Annotated in this window: 20 protein-coding genes; 4 read left to right on the top strand and 16 right to left on the bottom strand. The window is 44.4% G+C overall.

Annotated elements, in window-relative coordinates:
- Positions 1–68: 68 nt before the first annotated feature.
- The 5 genes from F0220_RS17610 to F0220_RS17630 all read right to left on the bottom strand — a co-directional run bounded on the left by F0220_RS17610 (position 69) and on the right by F0220_RS17630 (position 5597).
- The gene (locus F0220_RS17610) at positions 69–1568 is read right to left on the bottom strand and encodes a sensor histidine kinase (protein ID WP_105599103.1); all 1500 of its coding nucleotides are present in this window, start codon (positions 1566–1568) and stop codon (positions 69–71) included.
- Positions 1565–2263 carry a response regulator transcription factor gene (locus tag F0220_RS17615; RefSeq protein ID WP_017688086.1) on the bottom strand — a complete coding sequence of 233 codons (699 nt, stop codon included), beginning with the start codon at positions 2261–2263 and terminating at the stop codon, positions 1565–1567. The genes F0220_RS17610 and F0220_RS17615 overlap by 4 nt, the downstream gene beginning before the upstream one ends.
- On the bottom strand, positions 2256–3584 hold the full coding sequence (locus tag F0220_RS17620; protein WP_223199723.1) for a hypothetical protein: 1329 nt from the start codon (positions 3582–3584) through the stop codon (positions 2256–2258). Before F0220_RS17620 ends, F0220_RS17615 begins: the two co-directional genes overlap by 8 nt.
- 13 nt (positions 3585–3597) lie before the next feature.
- Positions 3598–4323, bottom strand: coding sequence for a phosphonate ABC transporter ATP-binding protein (locus F0220_RS17625; protein WP_091020744.1), 726 nt, complete (start codon positions 4321–4323; stop codon positions 3598–3600).
- An 83-nt stretch (positions 4324–4406) separates the two neighbouring features.
- Positions 4407–5597 carry an MFS transporter gene (locus F0220_RS17630; protein ID WP_105599105.1) on the bottom strand — a complete coding sequence of 397 codons (1191 nt, stop codon included), beginning with the start codon at positions 5595–5597 and terminating at the stop codon, positions 4407–4409.
- 207 nt (positions 5598–5804) lie between these two features.
- On the opposite strand from F0220_RS17630, the gene F0220_RS17635 reads away from it, so the two are divergent.
- A complete protein-coding gene (locus F0220_RS17635) occupies positions 5805–6725 on the top strand; it encodes an ArsR/SmtB family transcription factor (protein ID WP_105599106.1) in 921 nt (306 codons plus the stop codon).
- A 49-nt stretch (positions 6726–6774) separates the two neighbouring features.
- Positions 6775–7539, top strand: a complete 765-nt coding sequence (locus tag F0220_RS17640; RefSeq protein WP_047843374.1) for an HAD family hydrolase — start codon at positions 6775–6777, stop codon at positions 7537–7539.
- Between the two features lie 35 nt (positions 7540–7574).
- On the opposite strand, the gene F0220_RS17645 is transcribed toward F0220_RS17640, so the two are convergent.
- The 9 genes from F0220_RS17645 to pdhA all read right to left on the bottom strand — a co-directional run bounded on the left by F0220_RS17645 (position 7575) and on the right by pdhA (position 19767).
- Positions 7575–9914 (bottom strand): type IA DNA topoisomerase, encoded by a 2340-nt coding sequence (locus tag F0220_RS17645; RefSeq protein WP_105599107.1) that lies wholly within the window; start codon positions 9912–9914, stop codon positions 7575–7577.
- Between the two features lie 125 nt (positions 9915–10039).
- Positions 10040–10531 (bottom strand): ferric iron uptake transcriptional regulator, encoded by a 492-nt coding sequence (locus F0220_RS17650; protein WP_036613667.1) that lies wholly within the window; start codon positions 10529–10531, stop codon positions 10040–10042.
- 231 nt (positions 10532–10762) lie between these two features.
- The gene (locus tag F0220_RS17655) at positions 10763–12250 is read right to left on the bottom strand and encodes a glutamate synthase subunit beta (RefSeq protein WP_091020740.1); all 1488 of its coding nucleotides are present in this window, start codon (positions 12248–12250) and stop codon (positions 10763–10765) included.
- A gap of 616 nt (positions 12251–12866) precedes the next feature.
- The gene (locus F0220_RS17660; RefSeq protein ID WP_036613663.1) at positions 12867–13355 is read right to left on the bottom strand and encodes a dihydrofolate reductase; all 489 of its coding nucleotides are present in this window, start codon (positions 13353–13355) and stop codon (positions 12867–12869) included.
- A 50-nt stretch (positions 13356–13405) separates the two neighbouring features.
- Complete coding sequence (gene thyA / locus F0220_RS17665; protein WP_091020739.1) at positions 13406–14200, bottom strand: thymidylate synthase; 795 nt, start codon at positions 14198–14200, stop codon at positions 13406–13408.
- Between the two features lie 505 nt (positions 14201–14705).
- Positions 14706–16121: a dihydrolipoyl dehydrogenase gene (gene lpdA, locus F0220_RS17670; protein WP_036613658.1), complete on the bottom strand. Its 1416-nt coding sequence runs from the start codon at positions 16119–16121 to the stop codon at positions 14706–14708.
- 3 nt (positions 16122–16124) lie between these two features.
- Positions 16125–17444, bottom strand: a complete 1320-nt coding sequence (locus F0220_RS17675; RefSeq protein ID WP_105599108.1) for a dihydrolipoamide acetyltransferase family protein — start codon at positions 17442–17444, stop codon at positions 16125–16127.
- 176 nt (positions 17445–17620) lie between these two features.
- Complete coding sequence (locus F0220_RS17680) at positions 17621–18598, bottom strand: alpha-ketoacid dehydrogenase subunit beta (RefSeq protein WP_076210115.1); 978 nt, start codon at positions 18596–18598, stop codon at positions 17621–17623.
- 101 nt (positions 18599–18699) lie between these two features.
- Complete coding sequence (pdhA, locus tag F0220_RS17685; RefSeq protein WP_017688072.1) at positions 18700–19767, bottom strand: pyruvate dehydrogenase (acetyl-transferring) E1 component subunit alpha; 1068 nt, start codon at positions 19765–19767, stop codon at positions 18700–18702.
- A 256-nt stretch (positions 19768–20023) separates the two neighbouring features.
- Between pdhA and F0220_RS17690 the strand changes: the two genes are divergently transcribed.
- Positions 20024–20758 (top strand): alpha/beta hydrolase, encoded by a 735-nt coding sequence (locus F0220_RS17690; protein WP_091020737.1) that lies wholly within the window; start codon positions 20024–20026, stop codon positions 20756–20758.
- 165 nt (positions 20759–20923) lie between these two features.
- Here F0220_RS17690 and F0220_RS17695 read toward each other — a convergent pair whose 3' ends face one another.
- Together F0220_RS17695 and F0220_RS17700 are read right to left on the bottom strand one after the other, a co-directional pair.
- Positions 20924–21394 (bottom strand): low molecular weight protein-tyrosine-phosphatase, encoded by a 471-nt coding sequence (locus F0220_RS17695; RefSeq protein ID WP_105599109.1) that lies wholly within the window; start codon positions 21392–21394, stop codon positions 20924–20926.
- Position 21395: 1 nt separating this feature from the next.
- On the bottom strand, positions 21396–22097 hold the full coding sequence (locus F0220_RS17700; protein ID WP_091020735.1) for a trimeric intracellular cation channel family protein: 702 nt from the start codon (positions 22095–22097) through the stop codon (positions 21396–21398).
- A gap of 182 nt (positions 22098–22279) precedes the next feature.
- On the opposite strand from F0220_RS17700, the gene F0220_RS17705 reads away from it, so the two are divergent.
- Complete coding sequence (locus tag F0220_RS17705; protein WP_091020734.1) at positions 22280–22921, top strand: thiamine diphosphokinase; 642 nt, start codon at positions 22280–22282, stop codon at positions 22919–22921.
- Positions 22922–23172 lie beyond the last annotated feature (251 nt).

Here is a 23172-nt window from a genome sequence, read left to right on the forward strand (position 1 = left end):
GTGTTATGGATGTTATAAAGTGTACATGTTCGATCATCAGGTAGAAAAATCGCTTATCTTTTAAAACCTTAAGACTTTTCTAGATCCGATTTTGTATCGCTTGCTGTTCGCTCATCTGTGACTTCAGCATCACCAGACGCGGTTACAGGTTCTTCTGGACCCATCTCCTCAGCCACAGCCGGTAATGTAACCGTCACGGTTGTACCAGATCCAAGTTCACTCTGCATCGTGATGGTTCCCTCATGCAGTTCTACCAGTTCCTGCGTAATCGCAAGCCCCAGTCCCGTTCCCCCATTCTGATGATTCACCTGGAAGAAGCGGTCCCGCACTTTAATTAAGTGTTCCTCACTGATGCCGATACCGGTGTCCTGAACAGCTGCAATGATCTGACCATTCTCCTCTTTGACCGACAAGAAGATCCAGGAATTCTCATGTGAAAATTTGATCGCATTATCCACAACGTTTAAAAAGACTTGTTTCAGTCTGTTGCCGTCTCCATGGACATTATAAGCACGAGTCTCGTCCGTTTCCAACTTGAGATGGACCTGTTTTTGTTCCGCTTTGGCCCAGACATTCAACATCGTTTCCTGTACAATTTCACGAATGTTGACGGTTCCTTTGACCAGCTTCATCTGATTCTGCTGCAATTTGGAGAAATCCAGCATCTCTTCAACAAGTCCAATCAGTCGTTCGGTTTCCTTGGAGATAATACTCATACCGATACGGGTTTCTTCCGGATCATAACCGCCTGAATCCAGTGTCTCGCTCCAGCCTTTGATACTGGTCAAAGGTGTTCTTAATTCATGTGAGATGGAAGAGATAAAATCATCCTTGATCTGATTACTCCGCACAATCTCATGTGCCATGAAGTTAAGTGTTGATGCCAATTCGCCCAGTTCGTGCTTATAATTCCCTTTAACCCTGACATCCAGCCGTCCTCTGGCCATTTGGGCAGATACTGCGGTGATGTTGTTGATTGGACGTACAATGGAATTTGCCATACCAATGCTGATGATCAACACTATAGCAAGCACGCCAACACCGACCGCAGCGGCAAGTAGCCCCATATTCAACAGCTTTGAATTCACATCTTCGAGTGATGTCAGATATCGAATAACATAAGTATTTTCGCCGCCCAGATCAAACTTGTGTGAAACGGCCATGACGGATTCTCCAGTACCTGGTTGTCTTCCAATCCAGCGTCCCATATCCCCATTCAGAGCCTGCATAATATCACTGGTTTGCAACACAGCACGGTCAGATTCAAAAGCAGTCGAACTCGCCAATACGCGCCCGTTCAGATCCAAAATTTCCAATTCAGTATTGGACAATGCCAAGTTCACAAGGAGTCTGGACAGATTATTGCCATCCTCCGTAGTATTCTCACGAGCGATCGGCTCGAAAAAGTCCTTTGAATTAGAAATGTGGGTACTAATCGTATTGTAGATACTCTCATAATAATACCTTTGAACTGCCAACATAAATACGAATTCGACCAACAGCAGAGCGAGAAAAACTACAAAGAAATAATGTAGTACGATCTGCCGTGTAATGCCTTTTTTAATCATTGCTCCCGGCCCTTCCATTTGTACCCGTGACCCCATACTGTCTGCAGGTATTCGGGCTCGGAAGGATTGTTCTCAATTTTTTGGCGCAGACGACGAATGTTGACATCCACAATTTTTGGATCACCCATGTACTCTTTTCCCCATACATGATCTAACAATACATCGCGGCTGAGCGGTGTATTTTCTTTTTCCAGGAAAAATTGAATCAAGGAAAACTCCGTTGGAGTCAGCTCAATGGCTTCATTCTGTTTCTTGAATTGCTTCGAGATAAGGTCCAGTGAAAATGGTCCGGACTGGAACGTAACCTTCGCCGCAGTTTCCCGATGCACGTTCACACGACGCAACAATGACTGAATACGTGCAATCAACTCTGTTGGGCTGAAAGGCTTGCTGACGTGATCATCTGCACCAACGGAGAGTGCGTACACTTTATCCTGTTCCTGAACTTTCGCGGTCAGAAAGATGATGCCCAAACGTTCATTGGTTTCACGGATCCGTCGACACACCTCGAATCCATCAATACCTGGTACCATGACATCCAGCAGAGCCAGATCAATATCCGGTACTGTCTGCAGTATGCGAAGCGCTTCATGACCGTCACCCGCTTCAAGCACTTCGAATCCGTTTCTCTTTAAATTAATCACTATAAAACTGCGGATGGATTCTTCATCCTCAAGAATAAGTACTTTACTCATTAAGTTCTCCCTTTCTATTCAGCTGAGAAGTATTGCTCAGTGCATCTTTACCCGCCTCTGATTGTGCTACCCGTGAAGCAATAACCCGATCTTTGGTACGCGTAATTTCCTTCCAGCTTTTACCCTTCTCCTGTTCCCACTTGGAAAGGGTGAAATATTTGATCTCTGCTACGGTTTCGTCCGTATCAATCATTTTAAATCGAATATATTTTTCCTTTTCCGATTTGGTATCAATAGTGATCTTACCGTACCACTCTGGTTTGAGATTTAGATGAAATAAATCAGCATCATCCCGGAATTGGAATGAGACAAATTTCTTGCTGTCTTTGCCATCCCATTGATAATAGGTGTAAAACCACAACCGAGAGTCAAATACGTAATGCTCCCAGCCTTTCGGAGTCTCTTTAAGTCCAAACTCAATAATACCATCATTATCAACATCACCGCTTAAAATTTTGTCATCTCTATACGTTTGATCCGGTGATTTGAAAGCATTGACTAACTTGTTATCTTTAACATACATAATTTGCGAGAAGGAACTCCGATCATCCAGCTCGGCATCCAGTACAATGCCCATCTGTCCTTTGGCGATCTCTCCGCCCAGAGCATTATAAACTTCTTTAACGGTATAATCGGTCTGTACCCGATCAACTTCCTTGAAGCTGCCATCTTCGTACTGATATAACGCAATCGTTGCAAAACCGCTGTTGTTCAGCGAAATGATAACAAAATCACTCTTACCATCTCCGCTCAAATCCAGCGTGTTCCCCTGCGCATCATCAATGATATATTGATTATACGGAACTCCACCCAAGACCTGCTCCAGTGCCCCGCCCTTGTACGAATATGCAGTCAGGGCCTTCTGCTCCTGCAGACTTACACCAAGAATAATATCCGGATTTCCGTCATTCGTAATATCCAATACTTTAAAGGATTGCAGCTCATTTCCCGGCACATCAAATGTAAGTTTTTTAACCCAAGTGCCTCCCTGCTCTTCCAAAATCATGCCATGGATTCGTACATTCTCATTTGGTGTCTCATAAAAAACAATCGCTTCCCGAGTTCCATCCCCGTTCAGGTCTTCCACCCGAATCATGCTGGTATTATTCATATCCTTGGGACGAATCAATGTACTCTCTGGCGGCAGTTTAACCTGAACCACGTTGTACAGTTTCTCCTTATCGGTGGACATCATTGGTTTTCTCATCAAACCCTTGGGGTCACTTATGACTGTGCATCCGCTCAGAACAGAACCAAGCATAATTGCCATAGTTCCTGCTGCAATGAAGCGTCCCCACCGTGAATTAAACAATCTCATCACTCTTTTCAATAGTTTAAATCTGGTTTTTTTCTTGCTGTGTCAGTCTTCGTCCACGAATATCAAAAGCGATTTTGCCGTCTGCCAGTCCCCAGATTCGCGTGGCATGTTTCTCAGCAAGTTCAATAGGCAATACTGCAATGACCGTTGCACGTTCTTCTTCACATAATTTGCGCAGCGTTTCCAGCACCGAATCTGCTGTATGAGGGTCAAGACCAATTACAGGTTCGTCGGCCAAAACCACTTTGGCACCATGAGCAAGTGCTCTTGCAATGGCAACACGCTGCTTCTCGCCACCACTGAGCTTCTCTGCGATTTGATGTGCTTTATCGAGTAATCCCAATCCTTCGAGATAATCCATAGCACCCATATAATCATCGGAACGTACCATACCGGTTACCATTCTCCATACGGGAGTCTGACCCGATCGTCCGATTAATACATTTTTAAGAGCCGTACGTCTCGGAAATAATTCTGGATTCTGTTCCAAGTATGCCCATTCCCGTTTGATTTTTCGTTTTCCAGACCAGCCTTCTTTCAAAATCTCAGCACCATCCACCGTAAACCGGCCGGAATCCCATTTTTCCATCATGGCCAAACATTTAAGTAACATGCTTTTACCACTACCGCTTGAGCCAACTACAGCTATCATCTCACCCTGTTGCATATCAAATCGAATATCCCGTAGAACGGGAACGCGGTCCACGCCAACGGATTTACTCAAGTTCTCTACTCTGATCATCGCGATGTCTCCTCTTGTCCATGTTTTTCCCTACCACTAGTGTACTCGGAAATGGACATCAATTTCCATGCGAACACCAGCTTCTATTTTAACACAGATTCGAACTCAGGTTTACGACGAAATAATAAACCTGCCACGCCGAAAAGAAGGTACATGATTCCCAGCAATGTGAACATGCTTCCTGGTGAAATCCAGTTGATCATCTGACCGCCCAGATTCGGTCCAATAATACTTCCAATCGTGAAATGAAAGGAAGCCACAACGTTGGCTGCAGGCAGCAACACTTTAGGCAAAATGTCTGCGGCATAAGCCAGGCCCAGTGAGAAAAAGGAACCGACCAGGCCACCTGCGATTGTTAACAATACAAGCGTCCACCAGAAATGCGTACCTGCGACTGGAACCAGCATGAAGATGATTCCTCCGCTGATGCCCGCAAACATTAATACCTTCTTTCGCCCATATCGGTCACTCAACATACCCAAAGGCAATTGAAGGAACAAACCTCCAATCCCGATAAAGGGAAGCAACGACGAAATCTGATCAGTGTCGAACCCAATACGCAGGCCATACACGGGGAAGTTACTATTCATGCCAGCCTCCATATATCCGTATAAGAGTGCTGGTAAAAGTGCATACCAGGCCCATGCCAGACTTCGACGGAAGCGACGTTCCGGCAGTTGGCCATGCTCTGCTTTTTCCGGTTTCGTATTCGGAAGCTTCATTAATACCAGTATAAGTACTGCTGCGATACATATGAACAAGACCCAGAAAGGGACAGCATCACCAAAGCCAAGCAGCTTAATTCCCAGTGGACCAATACTGAATCCAAGACCGTAGGACATGCCATATAGTGATATGTAGCGTCCACGCTTTTCAGGAGCGGTAACAAGTAGCACCCAGAGCTGAGCCGCATAATGAAGTGCGCTGTCTCCTATTCCAACGATCAGACGCAATATGAACCATATTTTAATATCTGGAAAATACGGAAATAGTATTAATGGGACCATGACTAATATCAGGCCACCTACAATCAGCTTTTTGAACCCTAATGCTCCCAATAACCGTTCCGCAACGAGAGTCATGGCAAAAGACCCAATGTACAACGCGGCGGCGTTTAATCCGTTTAAACCTGGCGAAACCCCTTTTTGCTCCAAAAAAATCGAAAGCACAGGCAGCAAAAGCCCCTGACTTATTCCCGCCACCACAATAACCGTAATCAAAATGAGATAGTTGGCTGTCGAGTGTGATAGTTTGGGACGAGTAATCGATGACACGAATTCATTCCTCCTGCGAGCACACAAAGAAAAATCGCCATCGCTGACGACTTTTGTATGGTATACATATGGTTTTAAACTGCTATTCAAAGATCAGGGCTTTGCCCCGGACTTGAACATTATAGTGGACAACGCCCTGCAAAACAAGCCATAATAGAGGTTAAGTCGCTGCGTACATTTAGATGTGACGGGAGGATTCTGCAACATATGGCTTATCATGTGAAAATTGATGTTTCACCGATATATGAAATGCTTAACAGCTTTCTGGTTTATGTCACGAAAAAATGGATTCAGCATCTGGATATTGGTCCTGAATGGATTCTGGAGGTGGAAGGCAAACTAAGTTCCAATGTACGAGCTGCTCTCGCACCTGCTGCCACTTGGCCTTTTGATGATTTTGATGTTTTGTTTGCATGGGCAGCCTATCAAAATGATACATCGGAGAATCGTGATTTCCTGGACATGCTTGCCGGAATGACAGCGGAAGACCTGTTTGCACGCGTGTCTCCTCTTCTGCCGGCTCTTACAATAGAAGAATCTACGCGCATTCGGAACAGTTATGTCCCATTATTGCGACTATGGGATGAAAACTACTGTCAGAATATGAGCGAAGATCAGCGTGTGTGGCTTGAAGAAGATGCCGAAGAAAAACGCATTTTGCTTGATAAAATGGGACCTGAACTTCTTATTGAATATGCTACAGCGGGCGTTCTTGTTGAACCGATGCCTGGACTGAACGAAGTCATCCTGTTTCCAACGGTGCACAATCGCCCTATTAATATGTACTGTTTCTATGAGGGTATGATGATCATGCAGTATCCCGTAGATGCACCAGAAGAGAATGAAGACCAGCCCCCAACATGTCTTTTACGTTTTACCCATGCACTAGCTGATCCCGAAAGACTTCGCCTGCTTCGTTACGTATCGGATGAACCCAAATCCCTCGCTGAGATGTGTGAAGAACTGGGTAAAGACGAAGACACGGTTAAAGACCAGGTGATGGCGCTTCGCATCGCAGGTCTGCTACGGACCCATCTGCTCGGAAGTAACCGTAAAGAGAAATACAGTATTCGGCCGGATGGCGTATCTGAGTTGAATATGTTCCTGGAATCCTATATTCGCATTTAATTTAGTTGAACCATTGTGGATTTACTGGCTACAAGGAGTGAGTTAGATCATGAAAATAATGAAACAACATATTTTGTTTGACCTTGATGATACACTCGTATATTGCAACAAGTACTTCAACCTGATTTTGGGAGAATTCTTTGAGAATATGCAAGAGTGGTTTGATGGACATTCTCTGACAACACAAGAGATTCGGGAAAAACAGCTGGAGATCGATGTAACCGGAGTGAACAAGCTTGGTTTTGCGAGTCATCATTTCCCGCAATCCCTGATTGATACCTATCGTTATTTCTCCAGCAAGTTCGCCAGATTAACCTCTCCCAGAGAAGAGTCTTATCTGAGTAAATTGGGTATGAGTGTGTACGATCAGGAGGTTGAACCCTACCCTCATATGGTTGAAACGCTTGAGAACCTCAAAGGTGCCGGACATTCCCTCTACTTATATACGGGCGGCGAAACCGTGATCCAACAGCGCAAGATTGATCAGATGAAACTCTCGGCTTATTTTGATGATCGGATCTATATCCGACAACACAAAAACGTTGAAGCACTGGAAGGCATTCTGTCTAACGGTCCGTTTGATCGTCGTGCAACTTGGATGATCGGTAACTCACTGCGGACAGACATTATGCCTGCGGTAAAAGCCGGAATTCACAGCATTTATATCAAACAACCAAATGAATGGCAATACAACATCGTGGAACTTCAACCTAATCCGGAAACATCGATGTATACCATCACTGCACTGGAAGAGGTACCAAAAGTCATACACGAAAATATACAACAGCAGCAACAAAAAAGGACCCTTGGATAAGGGTCCTTTTACTGTATGTTAACTGTTAACTAACATCAAGCATCCTGTTTCTCACCAGATAACTTGCCTGTTACTACGTCCTGCAAAATAATCCGTGCCTTCACCGTACTCCCGTCTTTTCGTTTGAACGACAGTACTTGGGTACTGCCCTTCTCAATCAGCGATTTTAACATCGTACTGGTGATTTTCTTGCCTGCATACTCTTTCCAGACCACAAATGAACAGCCTTCCTTGAAACGTGAGCATCCATAACCCTTCTTGCCCTCTATAATCTGACCCGTACAGCCGGGAGAAGGACAAGGTGCCAGTAACTCTCTCACTCCGGTTGGGCTCGCAGTTGAGGAAGGTGCCTTGGTGGTCGTGCTTTTCCCACTGCCAGCTCTGGACGAAGATGCCGAAGTCTGACGGGACGTTTTTACAGTTGAACTGCCACTAGCCGTCTTGGCAGATGTCCTTGTATTGCTGGCTTGGGTTCTGGCTCCCTTGCCTTTCCCCCTGCCTGCCCGTGAATCTTCTCCAAAAGCATCTGCTGGAGCAGGAGCTTGTACACGCACTTTCTCAATGATGGACAAGGTGAATTTCTTGACGTTCTCCATGAACTTGTCCTGACCCGCCTCACCTTTGGAAATCTGATATAATCTTCTTTCCCATTGCCCGGTCATCTCAGGTGAAGTTAACAGATCTACACCCGCACGGCGAATCAACTCAATAGCTGTTCTGCCTTTGAGCGTTAACTGCATTTTCTTCCCTTGCAGCGTAATGTAACCTACGTTTTTGAGGCGTTCAATTGTAGCCGCACGTGTAGCCGGAGTACCCAGACCACTATCTTTCATCGCATCTCGTAGCTCTTCATTCTCGATCTGCTTGCCTGCACTCTCCATCGCTTTGAGCAATGTTCCCTCGGTATAACTTTTGGGAGGCTGGGTCGCCTTCTCCTTGAACTCACTCTTCGTACATTGAACAGGCAATTCAGGTTGTACAGCAAAAGCCTTGTCCGTCCACTCTTCAGCTTCCTCATCCTCATTGCCGTTTTTCTTGGTCTTTTTCTTGCCTGCACCGCTCTGTTCCTGATCTCCAGAACCAAGAACCACTTTCCATCCGAGGGACAGCAGCTCTTTGACAGATGTCTTAAACTGATGTTTCTCCACTTCGGTGAGCACGGTATGTTGCTTATACTCCGCCGGAGGATAAAAGTGAGACAAGAAACGCCTGACAATCAAATCATAGATGTTCTGCTCATCCTTGGATAAGGTACCTGGTCGCTTCAAAGTAGGTAGGATCGCATGGTGATCCTCAACCCTGCTCGGATTACATACCCCTTTATTATTCTTATGAACAAGCTCTGGCTTGGCCCCTTGCGCAAGCTCACTATAGGTACCATTTTTAAGCAGGTTTAGTGTTTTGTGCATACCTTCAATATTCTGTTCTGTAACATAGTTGGAGTTTGTCCGCGGATACGAAATCACCTTGTGTTTTTCATACAAGGCCTGTGCAATATCCAGTGTTTTTTTTGCTCCATATCCGAACTTGGCATTGGCTTCACGCTGTAAAAGGGTCAGGTCATACAAACGATACGGATACTCCTTCGTCTGCTTTGCTTCGTATTTGGTAATCTGCCCTGTCTTGCCCTTCACACTGGCTGCAATGGCCTCTGCTGCCTCCGCATCGGTCAACTTATCTCCCTGACGCAGTCCCCGGTACTCGACACCTTCCTGCCGAAACCAGGCAGCTACTTCATAAAAGGTCTGTGACTGGAACGCTTCAATCTCTATTTCACGATCATAGATTAGCGCGAGTACCGGCGTCTGAACACGACCTACAGACAACAATGCATTATGGCGGGTTGTAAACGCCCGTGAGGCATTCATTCCGATCAGCCAATCGGCTTCACTTCTGGCGCGAGCAGCATGGGTCAAATTTTCAAATTCAGAGGCATCCTTCAGACCATCAAAACCACGTCTAATGCTCTCTGCCGTCAAATCCGATATCCATAAACGCTTTACAGGCTGACGCAGCTTCAATTGCTGTTGTATGAGGGCGAAGATGTACTGACCTTCTCTCCCTGCATCGCAAGCATTAACGATCGCTGAAGCCCGTTTTGCCAGTTCTCCAATCATTTTAAGCTGATCTTTTGTCCTCGGATTGGGTACAATCTTGAACTGATCGGGTATGATTGGCAGGTCCGCTATATTCCAGCGTTTGTACTTTGTATCATAGGCATCCGGTTCAGCCAGTCCAAGCAAATGCCCTATCGCCCAAGTGATGATGTAATGCTCACCCTCCAGATACGTGCGATTGTTCTTGGCCTTTGGTTCTATGACGGCGGCAATGGTTCGACCCATGTCGGGTTTTTCCGCTATAACCAGTGTCTTCATCCGTCCATCTCTCCTCCTTCACCGTCCGCATGACGGCAAAAAGGGGCATTCCGCCGACGGAAGCCCCTTGCTTCTGAAACTCATTATATCAGATTTTGGATTCGGGAGCACCTTCCCGAAATGAATTATCCTGCTGCTTGTTCCTTTAGTACATGCTTTTGTCTGCACTCTTTACATACACCCTGGAAATCCAGACGATGATCCGTAACAGCAAAGCCATACTGACGCTCGATTTGTTGTTCCAAACGAAGCAGACCATCTTCCATAATCTCTTCCACTTTACCACATTCTGTACAGATCAAATGATGGTGGTGATGGGAACCGTCTGTACTTCGCAGATCAAAGCGCGCAGCGCCGTCACCAAAGTTAATCTTTTCAACGACCTGAAGGTCACTCAGCAGTTCGAGAGTGCGGTATACGGTAGCCAATCCAATCTCAGGGAACTGCTCCTTAACCAGGAGAAATACTTCCTCTGCGCTAAAATGATCCTTTTCATGTTCAAGCAATACACGTACAGTAACTTCCCGTTGTTGTGTTAACTTATATCCTTTTTCAACCAATTGATTTTTAATGTGAAAAATCTGTTCTGAAATGGACTTGTCCCGGTTACTTGCCATAGCAGGTCGCACCTCCGATTTATATTCATTGAAATTTACGTTTATCGTACGAATTCATGGTTTCAGTTAATCCTTATTTATAATCATTATAATATAATAATAAATCTTTATCACTTAAAAAGCAATGATATTGCTCACACTTACATGAAATATGTAGTCAGATTGGTTAAAATAACAGCAAACAACCCTCGCTGATCGCGAAGGTTGTCAATGATATCTTGTTCTATACTTTTACACCAAAACCGAAGCACCCATCAAGTATTTGTCCACTTCACGAGCAGCCTCACGGCCTTCATTAATTGCCCATACAACCAAGCTTTGACCACGACGCATGTCACCTGCTGCAAATACTTTATCCACATTGGTGTTGTATTTGCCGTAACGTGCCTTAACGTTTGTGCGACGATCTGTTGCAAGTCCCAGTTGCTCTACCAACGTTTGTTCCGGTCCATCAAAACCAATGGCAATCATGGCCATCTGAGCCGGGAATACACGCTCTGTACCTGGAATCGGCTGATAAATCTTGCGACCAGTCTCATCCACAATACGCTCGATCTGTACTGTATGCAATTCTTTGAGGTTCCCCTCATCGTCTCCGACAAATTTCGTTGTCATGATGGAGAACTCACGCGGATCTTGACCAAACAACGCTTTGGCTTCCTCTTGCGCATAATCAAGTGTGTATACGTTCGGGAATTGCGGCCAAGGGTTGTTAATGCGATCACGTTCCATAGGCGCTTGTGTATGCGTACCGAATTGAGTGATCGTACGACAACCATGGCGCAGCGATGTAGCCACACAGTCAGATCCTGTATCACCGCCACCAATGACGATAATATCTTTATCTTTAGCGGACAGATATTGACCATCTTCCAGATTGGAGTCCAGATAACTCTTAATGCTGCCATTCAGGAAATCCATGGCGTAATGAACGCCTTTCAAGTCGCTGCCTTCAATATTGAATTCACGCGGCTTCGTTGCACCACCGCACAATACAACAGCGTCATATTCATCCACCAGTTGTTGTGCTGCAATATCTTTACCAATCTCGGTGTTCGTAATGAATTGAATGCCTTCTGCTTCGAGCAGATCAACACGACGTTGAACTACCTTTTTATCCAATTTCATTGTTGGGATACCGTACATCAGCAATCCGCCGACACGGTCCGAACGCTCATATACGGTTACCGAATGTCCTGCCTTATTCAACTGAGCCGCAGTAGCTAGTCCCGCTGGACCTGAACCTACCACAGCTACACGTTTACCCGTACGTTTTTCAGGAGGCTCCGGAACCACCCATCCTTCTTCGAAACCTTTTTCAATAATTGCTTCTTCAATCGTTTTGATGGTTACAGGCTGACCAATTAAGCCAACTGTACATGATCCTTCGCAAGGAGCTGGACAGATGCGACCTGTAAACTCTGGGAAATTATTCGTTTTGTGAAGGCGTTCAAGTGCTTCTCTCCACAGTCCGCGATATACAAGATTATTCCATTCTGGAATCAGGTTATGCACGGGGCAACCTGACGTGCCACCAATCATATCTATACCTGTATGGCAATACGGGGTACCACAATCCATGCATCGTGCACCTTGTGTTCTGAGCTCTTCTTCAGCCATGTGTTTATGAAACTCTTCCCAATCCTTAATCCGCTCCGCTGGCTCACGATCTGTTGGCAGTTGACGTTTGTATTCCATAAATCCAGTAGGTGTAGACATCTTACGTTTTCCCCCATCCGTTCTTGTCTTAATCCCTTCATGTGCATGGTTCTATATGAAATGGATTACTCATTACTTGAGTTTTTGTCTATTGTATCACAAAATCTTCTCGAAGATATTTCAATTATAGTAGCATTTACTGTACTGAATATTAAATGGATTATCCGCATAATTATTTGTATTTTATACATCATATCTTTCAAGTCTACCCATGGTCAATACCCTTATTTTGGTGTTAAATGCGGTTCTGAACTGCGGAATCTGGTGTGTGTTAAAGAAACAAAAGGTCGAAACGTTAAGTGAATGTTAGATAATTTATCATCATATCCAACATATTTTGCTATAAATCGTTCTCAATTCCGAATATCAGACTCGTTTTAGGGCTTCACAACGTTAAAACCTCAAAACTTTTACACTTTTTTACTGTTTAATGCTTGGTCGTATGTATATTATACATAAATACCAATTAATCATGTTATATTAATGTTATATGTATTCCAATTTAAACAAGTGACTCTTTTTTTTATAAAAGAAAAGACGCTGTTCACGAATATTTCGCAATCAGCGCCTCTCATCATACAAATACGACCGAAGTCAGGAATTTCTTATGCCACATTTACCGTTTACGTTCGTAAAATTCAAATGTATACGCATGAACATTTTTTTCATCCTGTTCGCCTTCAATCTGTTCAATCAGTTCCCATTCGGACCAGTCCACTTCAGGGAAAAACGTATCTCCCTCAAAATTCTCATGAATTTTGGTCACCACAAGACGATCTGCAAGTGGCAGGAACTCACGATACACTTGGGAACCTCCAATTACGCACAGTTCCTCACCTTTGGTTACACTCAGACCCTCTTCAATCGTATGTACGATTTCAGCCTGTTCCACCTTGTAGTTCAGATCTCTTGTCACTACGATATTACGACGCTGAGGAAGCGGCTTACCGCCAAAAGATTCCCACGTATTACGTCCCATGATAATCGTTTTGTTTAATGTACGTTGTTTGAAAAAGGCCATATCCTTGGGTAAACGCCATGGAATCGAATTATTTAATCCGATCACGCCGTTCTCCCCCATTGCCCATACCAATTCAATACTCATGGGTAATACACTCCTTCAATCCAAGTCTCTTGTCGAGATTGAACACATAATTAGACTGCAATTGGAGCTTTAATGCCCGGATGATGCTGATAGTTCTCAAACTCGAAATCTTCAAACTTATAATCAAAAATAGAATCCGGCTTACGTTTGATTACCAGCTTAGGTAAAGCATAAGGTTCACGCTCCAGCTGAGTTTTGACCTGATCAACATGGTTGGAATAGATGTGAACATCCCCACCAGACCAGATGAAATCACCCACCTCAAGGTCACATTGCTGCGCGATCATATGAGTCAAGAGCGCATAACTCGCGATGTTAAACGGCAATCCGAGGAACGTATCTACGGAACGCATCGTAAGCATACATGATAATTTACCCTCTGCAACGTAAAACTGAAACGCAAAATGACAAGGTGGAAGCTTCATATGGTTGATCTCAGCCACATTCCATGCGCTGACAAGGTGACGACGCGAATCCGGATTATTTTTGATCGAATCAATGACTGCAGAGATCTGATCGATCTTCTCCCCATTAGGTGCTTCCCAAGTACGCCATTGTGAACCATATACCGGACCGAGGTCGCCATTTTCGTCCGCCCAGTCGTCCCAGATCTTCACACCGTTTTCTTTCAAATAAGATATATTGGTATCGCCACTCAAAAACCACAACAGTTCATGAATAACCGATTTGAGATGAATTCGCTTGGTTGTTACCAGCGGAAATCCTTCGGAGAGATCATAACGGAGCTGTCTGCCAAATACAGATTGTGTTCCTGTTCCTGTACGGTCTCCTTTATGCACGCCGTTGTTCAGAATATCCTGCAATAAATCGAGATAGTTTTTCATGTTGATATCTCCTCACACTTTTATTCGTACTAAACTAAAGATTATTTACACTTACCACTCCGATGACAGAACAACCTTCCGATCGCTGTTATCCCCAGATTTTTTTTGATTTCCTTTTCCAAAGGTAAAATCCGGTGATAAAGGCGCAGCGTATGCTTCCGATGCAGCTTTCTTTCAGAAAGCTTTTAGCTCCGCTTCTTCAGGTTCTTTCTGTCCTCTACGTTCTCGTGTAAAAGATTAATTTAACTTAAATACTAAATACATAGACCGTGATTGGCTTGGAGCCACATCATAACTGATCATTACTACAGTGTACCACAATTAAGTTGTTGGATAAAATCAATTCACTAAAACTTGTGAGCGTGTAAATTTTCATCATATTACATACATGAGTATCTTAAATTTCTCGGCTCTTGCTCAGAAAAAAGAGACGAATAACGCGTTAACGTCATTCGTCTCTTCTGATATACGTATAATGCCGGACGGATCTGAAGCTTAGATGATCTTAACGGGAGATGATGTGGATCGGGTGACCCATAACCAATTCCGCAGCTTCCATCACGATTTCGCCCAAAGTTGGGTGAGCGTGAATTGTGAGAGCCAGATCTTCCAAAGTAGCGCCCATCTCAATTGCCAAACCAAGCTCAGCAATCAGGTTGGAAGCTTCCAGACCTACGATTTGGCAACCCAATACAAGGCCGCTTTCTTCGTCAGCTACGATTTTCACGAAGCCTTCAGCGTGGTTCAAAGATACAGCACGGCCGTTACCCGCATAAGGGAATTTGCCAGCTTTTACTTTGTAACCTTTTTCTTTAGCTTCTTTCTCAGTGTAACCTACGCTGGAACACTCTGGATCTGTGAAAACAACAGCTGGCATACATTTGTAGTCAACTACAGATGGTTGTCCTGCGATTGCTTCAGCAGCCACTTTACCTTCATAAGAAGCTTTGTGTGCCAGAGCCAGACCAGATACGATGTCACCGATAGCGAAGATGTGAGGAATGCTGGTACGACCTTGGTGGTCAACTTTGACAAATCCACGCTCGTCAACGTCAACACCAATCATGTCGAGACCAAGTTCTCCATCTGTGTTTGGACGACGTCCAACAGTTACCAGCAGGTAATCTGCAGTTACTTCTTTGGACTCACCATTTACAGAGTACTTAACAGTTACATCTTTATCCGTTTGCTCAGCACTTTCAGCTTTTGCACCCGTTACGATTTCGATGCCTGTTTTCTTCATGTTTTTAGCCACGAGGCTAGTCATGTCTTTATCGAAACCTGGCAGTACTGTATCCAAACCTTCGATTATTGTTACTTTCGCACCGAATTTGGAGTACATTTGACCAAGCTCAGCACCGATATATCCGCCACCAATAACGATCATGCTTTTTGGTACTTCAGGCAAGTTCAGAGCTTCTGTCGAAGACAGAATACGTCCGCCAAATGGGAAAGGTTTCAGTTCGATTGGACGGGAACCTGTTGCAATAATTGCATTTTTAAATTTGTAACGCGGAGACTCGTGGTCATTGAATACACGAGCTTCGTTTTCGTTGATGAACATGCACTCACCGTTGAAAACTTCAACTTTGTTGCCTTTGAGCAAACCAGCTACGCCGCCAGTCATTTTCTTAACAACACCGTTTTTGAACTCTTGAGTTTTGCTGAAGTCCACTTTTACGTTCTCAGCAGAGATACCAAAAGCTTCACCGTGAAGTGCAGACTCATATTGGTGTGCAGCAGAGATCAGGGCTTTGGATGGAATACATCCACGGTTCAAACAAACACCGCCCAGTTCGGATTTGTCTACGATCAATACGCTTTGGCCCAGTTGAGCAGCGCGGATGGCAGCTACATAGCCGCCAGGACCCGCACCAATTACTAATGTGTCGATATTGAGAGAAGCGTCGCCTACTACCATATCTTACACCTCCATAACAAGCAGCTCAGGGTTAGCGAGCAGCTGTTTAATGTAATTCATAAAGTTTTGTGCTGTTGCGCCATCGATGATACGGTGGTCAAAGCTCAGGGAAAGAGCCATTACAGGTGCTGCAACTACTTCGCCGTTTTTGATCACTGCTTTTTCGCTGATGCGTCCTGTTCCGAGAATAGCAACTTCAGGGAAGTTGATGATTGGAGTGAAGAACATACCGCCAGCAGAACCAATGTTACTGATGGAGATTGTGCTTCCTCTCATTTCATTCGCGCTCAATTTGCCCTCACGACCACGAGCAGCCAAATCACGGATAGAATCAGCAATCATCCAGATGGATTTACGATCAGCATCTTTGATAACAGGAACGATCAAGCCGTTGTCTGTATCTGTAGCGATACCGATGTTGTAGTATTTTTTGTAAACAATTTCGTTAGCTTCTTCATCAATCATAGCGTTCAGAGCCGGGAATTGGCGGGAAGCCGCAACCAGTGCTTTAACGATGAATGGCAGATAAGTAACTTTTGTTCCTTTTTTCTCTGCAATTGGTTTCATGCGAGTACGGAAAGCAACCAATTCAGTTACGTCCACTTCGTCCATGATTGTAACGTGAGGTGCTGTGTAAGCCGATTTAACCATTGCATTAGAGATTGCTTTACGGATACCTTTGAATGGTACGCGCTCTTCTTCAAGGTATTGATCAGCTGCAGCCGCTGCTGGTGCGGATTTTTTCTCTTCTTGAGCCGGAGTTTCGGAAGATGCCGCTGCGGAAGAACCGCCACCGTTTTTGAAGGATTCAACATCTTCTTTGGTTACTTTACCGTTGTTGCCAGTTCCGTTAACCTGTGCGATGTCTACACCTTGTTCGCGAGCAAATTTACGCACGCTTGGTGTTGCCAGAACGTCTTTGGCAGGTACTGCCGGAACGCTGTTGTTGCCGCCTTCTTTAGCTGCATCCGAGCTGGAAGCTGCTGCAGAAGAACCGCTTGTGTCAGCTCCGCCTTGCGCTGCATCTTTCTCTTGCTCGCCTTGATCGCCAGCAGGAGCGTCGTCTTGCTCAGGAAGTTCGCCTTCTGCATCGATGATCGCTACAACTTCACCAACGTGGCAGACTTGACCGTCTTTAGCGAATACTTCTGTAACTGTTCCGTTAACCGGACAAGGTACTTCTACAACCGCTTTGTCGTTCTGTACTTCCATGATGATGTCGTCGTCAGTTACTTTGTCACCGACTTTGATGTGCATCTTGATGATTTCGCCTTCGTGCAGGCCTTCGCCCAATTCAGGGAATTTATATTCAAATTTAGCCAACTGAAAAACCTCCTTGATTATGTGCTCAATCCTGAAAACAACCCTTAACTCCAAGAAACAACTGTTACTGCTAATGCAAATAACTGTTACTCAAGGGGCTAATGGCTGTTTACAGTGCAGCTTGCGCTGCGGTGTGAATCACCATACTGCGCCTTGCGGCATGTCAGATGATTAAATTAGAAATTTACGACTTTGTTAACCGCAGCAACGATACGCGCCGGGTTAGGCAGCCATGTATCTTCGATTTGTGCAAATGGATATACAGTGTCCGGACCAGCTACACGCAGAACCGGTGCTTCCAAGTGCAGGATTGCTTTTTCATTGATTTGGGCAATGACTTCAGCTGCAACACCTGCGCTCTTTTGAGCTTCCTGTACAACAATTGCACGGTTTGTTTTCTTAACGGAAGCAACGATAGTATCGATGTCGATCGGGCTAACCGTACGAAGGTCGATAACTTCAACTTTGATTCCTTGTTTTTCGAGTTCATCTGCTGCTTTCACAGAAGTGTGAACCATCATACCGTAAGTAATGATTGTTACATCAGAACCTTCACGAACAACGTTCGCTTTACCCAACTCAACAACGTAATCTTCTTCAGGCACTTCTGCACGGAAAGCATGGTACAGGTTCAAGTGCTCCATGAAGAATACAGGATCGTTATCGCGAATAGAAGCGATCATCAGACCTTTTGCATCGTAAGGGTTAGAAGGAACAACGACTTTGATACCTGGTGTTTGCGTTAGCAGACCTTCCAGGGAATCTGTATGCAATTCTGCCGCTTTTACACCGCCACCGAATGGTGTACGGAATACGATTGGAGAATTGTATTTTCCACCGGAGCGGAAACGCATACGAGCAGCTTGCACTACCATTTGGTCAAGGGCTTCAAAGATAAAACCAACGAATTGGATCTCAGCAACCGGACGGAAGCCTTGAACACCCAGACCTACAGCCAGACCACCAATAGCGGACTCAGCCAGTGGTGTATCAAATACACGCTCTTCGCCAAACTCTTTTTGCAGACCTTCCGTTACACGGAAAACGCCGCCTACATTACCTACGTCTTCACCGAAAAGCAGAACGTTAGGATCACGTTTCAACTCCACGCGAAGCGCATCACGGATTGCTTCTTTCATGTTCATTTGTGCCATTTGCTTCATTTCCTCCTTAAACATTGACAGTTCACATTTGAATTCGTACATGTATACCGGGACATTAAAGTCGCGGATGTTTATGCTTTATCGGAAAAAACTTATTGGAAATCAGCTTTTTGCTCTTCCAAGTGCTTAGGCGTTTGTTCGAACATGCTGTCGATCAAGCCTGAAATCGTCATTTTCTCGGTTTTTTCCGCTTTTTTGATCTCTTCGTTCACTTTAGCTTTTGCTTCTTCTTTCACACGTGCTGTATCTTCTTCAGTCCAAAGACCTTTTTTCTCCAGATATTTAGCGAAACGTGCGATAGGATCTTTAGCAGACCATTCTGCCTCTTCTTCTTTTGTACGATACTTGGAAGCATCATCCGAAAGGGAGTGAGGACGGAAACGGTAAGTTACTGCTTCGATCAATGTTGCGCCTTCTCCGTTACGTCCACGTTCAGCAGCTTCCTGAACAGCTTTGATAACAGCGAAGATGTCCATACCGTCAACTTTAACACCTTTGATACCTGCTGCTACCGCTTTGTGAGCGATGGACAGAGCTGCTGTTTGTTTAGCAAAAGGAGTTGTGATGGCATAACCATTGTTTTGTACAAAGAAGATAACAGGCAGTTTGTATACACCAGCGTAGTTCAGACCTTCGTAGAAGTCACCTTCAGAAGAACCGCCATCACCTGTGTACGTGATAACAACTTGTTTTTGTTTCTTCAATTTGTAACCCATAGCGATACCCATTGCATGCAGAATTTGTGCACCAATGATGATTTGTGGCATCAATACATTAACGCCATCTGGAATTTGTCCACCATGTTGGTGTCCACGGGAGTACAAGAATGCTTGATAAAGAGGAAGTCCATGCCATACGAGTTGCGGAATGTCACGATAGCCAGGACATACAAAGTCTTCTTTTTCAATTGCAAATTCACTACCAACCATTGTAGCTTCTTGACCAGATACTGGAGCATAGAAACCAAGACGACCTTGACGGCCCAGGTTTACTGCACGGTCATCCCAAGTACGGGTAAATACCATGCGGTACATAATTTCTTTTAATTGATCATCGGAAAGTGTAGGCATCATGTCTTTGTTAACAATTTCGCCGTCAGGAGACAGCACGGACAGAGCTTCTACATCCTCTGTATACACTTCATAAGGAACCTTGCTCATTTTTTTCTTCACCTCAACAAAAAATTTGAATATCAAGTTCCGCTGTTATAATATTATTATACACCTGTTTCACTCCATACGTCAAAGAAATCCGTAATTTTTTTATGTTTCCTGCCGGATTGTATGTATAACAGGGGCTTAATATTGGTATAACAGCATAATACATGATTGCGTGTTTGACCTAACCCCGCACAAGGGTAATCTTACCGTATTGCGCGGTCGAATGCAAAAAATTAACCGAGAAAGGTGACGTTTTATGACGGATTCCCGCTATTTGAAACGCACGATTGTGAAGGAAGAGATTGAAAGTCGCTATCTCGGAGAGAAGCGAACGCTCCGTATTTACCTCCCTCCGGGCTATAACGAATTGCTTAGCTACCCTGTCGTATATTGTCAGGATGGCGAAGAATTTTTTAATTTCGGACGAATTGCTACAACAGCTAACCAAATTATTCTGGACGAAGGAGCCGAACCTTTCATTATTGTAGGGGTTCAGGTCGATGTGTCTGTGAGAACGCAGGAATATGCTCCATTTGGTGATCGGTTCAAGGCATATACCGCTTGCTTCGCTGAAGAGATTATTCCCTATATAGAAGAGAAATATCCTGTGCGCCGTTCTCCGCAGGAACGCATTCTTGCCGGAGACTCGCTCGGTGGCAGTGTTTCGCTTCATCTTGCTCTGTTATATCCGGATCTGTTCACACGTGTGATCAGCATGTCTGGCGCTTTCTACTCTGCTTCTCAGGAAATCTATGCCGCAGCTGAAGATCTGTCTTGGCTCTCGATCTGGATGATTGTTGGTTTGCAGGAGACTGATTTTGAGGCAGACACGGGTACGTATGATTTTGTTCAATTAAACCGGGATACTCGAGAATTGCTGGAAAAACGTGGTGCCCTCGTCTCCTACCAGGAGAAAGACGGAAAACACCAATGGGGTTTTTGGCAGAAGGAATTGCCAGAAGCATTACTTTATTTTCTCCAGGAAAGATAACAGGACCACACTAACAGGCGGCTGAAATGCCGCTATTGTTTTCCACCGCAATGATACCGCTTACAATTGTAATCTGAAAAAGAAGCAGGATATCCTGCTTGCTTTAAGTGCTCTAATCCTGCTTCTTTGTCGAATTACAAATTAAGCATGAATTTCGTTTACTTTTTAGGCTAAGGAATGTTCGGCTTCAATCTTTTTCAACAGAACATCGCAGCCTGCGTTAACCAGCTCGTACACCTCTTCAAAATTGCCTGTGTAATATGGGTCAGGTACTTCTCTGAGTTTTTCATCAGGAAGCATGTCCATGAACTTGATGATGTCTGCATCAGCTCCGCCTGGAACATTGCGTATATTATCTGCATTAGAATTATCCATAACCACAATGTAATCAAACTGAGTAAAGTCTTCGCTGGCGAATTGTCTCGCTGCCATGTTGGCATAAGAAATCTGGTACGAATCCAGCAATTTCCGAGTCCCTTCATGTGGAGGTTTACCAACGTGCCAGTCGCCTGTACCCGCTGAGTCCACGCGAATCTGGTGTTCTAGCCCCTTCTCCAGGACTTTGTGACGCAAAACGGCCTCAGCCATTGGTGATCTACATATATTGCCCAGACATACAAACAAAACATTAATCATATTAATCCCCCTTGCTTAACGTACCTTGAAGTACCGACGATGTTGGCTGTGTCACAATGCTCTCCGGCTGATGACTGACGTTCCCGGTCTCAGATGGTACGAGCGAACGACGTGGCAGTTTCCATTTATAATGTACAGAACACATCCGGAAGAACACAACTGCCGCAAAACAAAATAATAATCCAGCATTCGTTGTTAACCAGCCCATACCTATGACAAAACCAGCTGTCATTGCCCATACAGCATAAATTTCGTCACGCAATACAAGCGGTTTACGTCCAGCAAGCACATCACGAATAACGCCCCCACCAATACCGGTCATTACTGCTGCAACGATAACTGCGCTAATGGGATGTCCCATGTTCGCAGCGTACAGCGCCCCTTGAATTGCAAATGCTGCGAGTCCGATTGCATCAAACAACGCCTCTGTTCGCTTCCAGTGACTAATCCACTTGAGAGGTAATATAAACGCAATCGCTACAGATACTAAGGCTAACATAATAAGTGATCCCTGGCTCCACAGTGTCGTTACAGGTATACCTATAAGTACATTCCGGATAATCCCGCCTCCGAATGCCGTGACAAGTCCAAGCACTAGTACACCCAGAATGTCATACTCCTCTTCCATTGCCACGAAAGCGCCGGACATTGCAAATGCGATAGTGCCTATAATGCTGAATACTTCAAAAATGTGTAAGTCCAACCTGTTCAAACCTCACTTTTCAAGTCATCTCCATGTCGCTCTACCCATTGTATCCGCGAGCACTGAAATTGTGCAACCACATTTTGTGGATTATACTGGTTTGGTGAATATATTTGTACAGGTTCCAACATTATATTTGAACAATGAACTATTTTTCTCTGAATTAGGAAGGATGAAATAAAATGACGGTGAAACGGATAGTTATTTTTACAGGCGGAAACTTATCTGTAGAATTACTTCAGGAAATACGAGAAGATGATATGATCATCGCGGCCGATCGCGGTGCATTATTTTTAATTGAACACGGCATTCAGCCTCACATTGCAGTTGGAGACTTCGACTCCATTACTGAAGAGGAACGTATCATTGTAAGCAACAATAGCATTCGGTTCATTACATGTGACCCTGTTCATAAGGATCTTACTGATACAGAAATGGCTTTTGAGACAGCGCTAGATTACGAACCTTCTCACATCTTAATGTTAGGTGCTACAGGTACACGTATGGATCACACTCTCGCTAATGTACATATCATGGTTCGCGCGATGCAACATCATATCTCCTGTGCCATTCAGGACAAGCACAACTACATGACACTGACAACATCCAACGCTGTGGTTGAGCACCGAGACTATAAATATGTTTCTCTGCTGCCCTTGACTCATGAAGTTACAGGAATAACTCTAGATGGTTTTATGTATCCGCTAGATCAAGCCACCATTCGCATGGGACAATCCCTGGGTGTAAGCAACAAGCTCTTAGGTTCCTCCGGTACAGTCACTATTGATAGTGGCTTATTACTGATTATTCAGAGCAAAGATTGAATCTATTCGTATGCTTCATAGTTATTTATTACGTTTTTGTAACCAGTGATTCAATGAAAAAAATAGGTTCACACATAATAAAGACCCTTGATCTTCAAGGGTCTTTGTTGTTTCATCATTATTCTTCATCCGTCAATGATTAATTTTTTGACATTTTTAATCATATTTTAATAAACATACCCAAACCATTGTGGCGCAAGGGATTACACTTCCCTATCCAATTTCTAGGCTGTTACAAAGCTGTTATACTC

Source organism: Paenibacillus sp. 37 (genome assembly GCF_008386395.1).
GTDB classification, from domain to species: Bacteria; Bacillota; Bacilli; order Paenibacillales; family Paenibacillaceae; genus Paenibacillus; species Paenibacillus amylolyticus_B.